At 52.3% G+C, this 2,729-nt stretch carries 3 protein-coding genes; 1 reads left to right on the top strand and 2 read right to left on the bottom strand.

From position 1 onward, the window contains the following. Nucleotides 1–175 precede the first annotated feature (175 nt). The gene (locus ACOTXT_RS22355) at nt 176–622 is read left to right on the top strand and encodes a hypothetical protein (RefSeq protein WP_421625472.1); all 447 of its coding nucleotides are present in this window, start codon (nt 176–178) and stop codon (nt 620–622) included. Nucleotides 623–876: 254 nt separating this feature from the next. Here ACOTXT_RS22355 and ACOTXT_RS22350 read toward each other — a convergent pair whose 3' ends face one another. After that, nucleotides 877–2,427, bottom strand: a complete 1,551-nt coding sequence (locus tag ACOTXT_RS22350) for a methyl-accepting chemotaxis protein (RefSeq protein ID WP_333165588.1) — start codon at nt 2,425–2,427, stop codon at nt 877–879. Between the two features lie 98 nt (nt 2,428–2,525). Continuing rightward, nucleotides 2,526–2,729: hypothetical protein (locus ACOTXT_RS22345; RefSeq protein ID WP_421625471.1), on the bottom strand; the 204-nt coding region annotated here is incomplete at its 5' end.

Below are 2,729 nucleotides of genomic sequence, written 5' to 3'. Positions count from 1 at the left end.
GGCCAAAATCAGCCACGAAGAGACGATTTTGGGCTGAAAATTGGAAAATTGAGCCACAGGACGTCGATAAAGGACGGTTTGGGGCGTCATATCGGGAGCTGCGGACCACTTAATCGCAACTTCCTTAGTCCTTGCCTTAGGTGAAATTTACAACCGAAAAGATGTCACTTTAGACATGGTTGAAATCTATTTTAGGAAAACTCTTATTAGACTTGGCGAACAAAAGAGCACAGACCTGATTACTAATATCCATAACTTGTTGGGTAAAGCTGCTGACCATGCATCGGCTAAAGCCAGCAAGCTAGCCCTCTCCTTTACTCTTGCGAACCTGATCATCAACAGCAAAGATTTTAAGCAAAATCATATCAGGCTTGTGAACTCATTCTCGACTTGGTTCGTTAATGGTGCAACGCTTTACTCAAAGGCTCAGGTAGCAGCATCTGCGGCTAATCGACTCAAATTTCAGGATCCGCAGTACTACCAGGCACTTTATAAAGAAAATATCGAGATGTTATACTTCTTAATCGAACCACAAATGTCTGAAATCATTTATCAGGTAAACTCTGGGGATAATAACGAGCAAGTGATAGGCGACGCCTTGTACGAGATACTGCGGAAATGAAACAAGCAATTTTATGGCTTTTGAAGTCGTTTTTTTATCTGGTTCCTGCGTTGCTTATTGTAATTGGAATATATCTGTTTGTACGGTTTATACCGGGGCATGCTGCTTTACTCAGCGTCGTTTGGGTGATTGTTATTTCTGTTATATATGTGAAATACAATAAGTGGTACTGAAACAAACTCAAAGAGTAAGCAGGCTAGACTTTATGTATGACAGTAATATAAAAGGCTCCCTCAGGAGCCTCCTTAATACCATCAAGCCTGCACCGGCAAACTAAAACTCGAAATACTCCGTGAAAGCTGCTGCGCCTGCTCTTCCAGCGAGGCCGCTGCCGCGGCGGACTGCTGCACCAGTGCGGCGTTCTGCTGGGTCACGCCGTCCATCTCGGTCACCGCCTGCCCGACCTGACTGATCCCGCGGCTCTGCTCTTCGGAGGCGACGGAGATCTGCTCCATCAGCGTATTCACTTTATTCACTGACGAAATGATCGAATCAATCACCTCGCCCGAGCGGCTGACCAACTCCGCACCGTTTTTCACGCTGGAAACCGACTGCGCGATCAGGCTTTCGATGTCTTTCGCCGCCACCGCGCTTTTCTGCGCCAGAGTGCGCACTTCGCTGGCTACGACCGCAAAGCCGCGTCCCTGCGTACCGGCGCGCGCCGCTTCAACCGCCGCGTTCAGTGCCAGAATGTTGGTCTGGAAGGCGATGCTGTTAATCACGCTGGTGATGTCTTCAATGCGCTTCGAGTTCGCCGCGATGGTATTCATCGTGTCGATGACTTCGCGGGTTACCGCTTCACCGGTGTGGGCATTTTTCACCGCGTCCTGCACCAGCTTCCCGGCCTGATACACGTTATCGGTATTGTTCGCCACCGTCGCGCTCAGCTCTTCCATGCTGGCCGCCGTCTGGGTCAACGCGGAAGCCTGCTGCTCGGTGCGAGACGCCAGGTCGATATTCCCGGAGGCAATCTCCTGGGCGGCGTGCGTCACGGTATGACTCGCATCGCGCACCTGGGCGATGGTCGCCAGCAGCGCCTGACGCATCTGCTCCATCGAGCCCATTAGATGGTCGATTTCGTTGCCTGTACTCCCCTTCACCGGCACCGGAATGTCCAGCTTGCCTGCCGCAATCTGACTGCAGTGCTCGCGCGCCAGGTTGATCGGCGCAAAGACAAAGCGCTTCATCAGCAGGCTAACGGCGATAATCACCACCACAAACAGGCTGGCGATAGCAGCAACGATCGCCAGGCCGGAGACGAAGCTACTGCTCGCATCTTCGTTCAGGCTTTTGGCGTATTTCTGGTGGACGGAAAGGACCTGGTCGAGAACGATCTCGTACTGGCGGTCGAGGCGGGAGACTTCCGGGATGAGCGCGTTAAATTTGGCGACATCGTGCGCCTCGGCAGCATCGATCAGCGGCGCCAGTCCCTGGTTGCGGTAGTTCTGCCAGGCGTCCTGATAGGCAGTCACCAGCGGCGCTTCATCGCTCAGACGCGGCGACGCCATAAAGGCCGCAAAGGCGTGGTCCGCTTTGGTCAGCGCCTCTTTCACGGCGGTCAGCTTTGCAGCGCCGTCCGCCGCGTTGCCCGCTTCCACCATCTTCACATACTCCATCACCCGCACGCGCAGCGTACGGCTGTGGTTGATGGGGTCAATAATGGACAGCACAACCTGGATCTCTTTGTTGACGTTATCCAGGGAATTATTACTTTTAATGATGATGCCAACGCTGGTGACGGTGCTGACAACAAAGAAGAAAAGCAGCGAGAACAGGACTATCAGGGACGACTTTTTCAACGACATAAACCAATACCTCAAGGAGAATTATTCCTTATGGTTATCGGCCATTCCAAAACTTAAATTAATTAAAGTTATTGATGTATCGGTCCGGGCTATATTGCTCACTTATAGCGCCGCTGCAGGGTGGCCGCCAGCTTGCGTTGCAACGGTTCCGGGGTCTCGCCCTCGATCAGTTTGCTAAGGAAGTTGCGATTAAGTGGTCCGCAGCTCCCGATATGACGCCCCAAACCGTCCTTTATCGACGTCCTGTGGCTCAATTTTCCAATTTTCAGCCCAAAATCGTCTCTTCGTGGCTGATTTTGGCC

The sequence above is a fragment of the Enterobacter cloacae complex sp. IR5422 genome (assembly GCF_049238165.1).
GTDB lineage: Bacteria > Pseudomonadota > Gammaproteobacteria > Enterobacterales > Enterobacteriaceae > Enterobacter > Enterobacter roggenkampii.
This window is presented reverse-complemented; position numbering and strand designations above follow the sequence as displayed.

Coding starts and splice junctions, on each gene's coding strand:
- ACOTXT_RS22355 (WP_421625472.1), top strand. CDS start 176: ATGGTTGAAATCTATTTTAGGAAAACTCTTATTAGACTTGGCGAACAA.
- ACOTXT_RS22350 (WP_333165588.1), bottom strand. CDS start 2,427: ATGTCGTTGAAAAAGTCGTCCCTGATAGTCCTGTTCTCGCTGCTTTTC.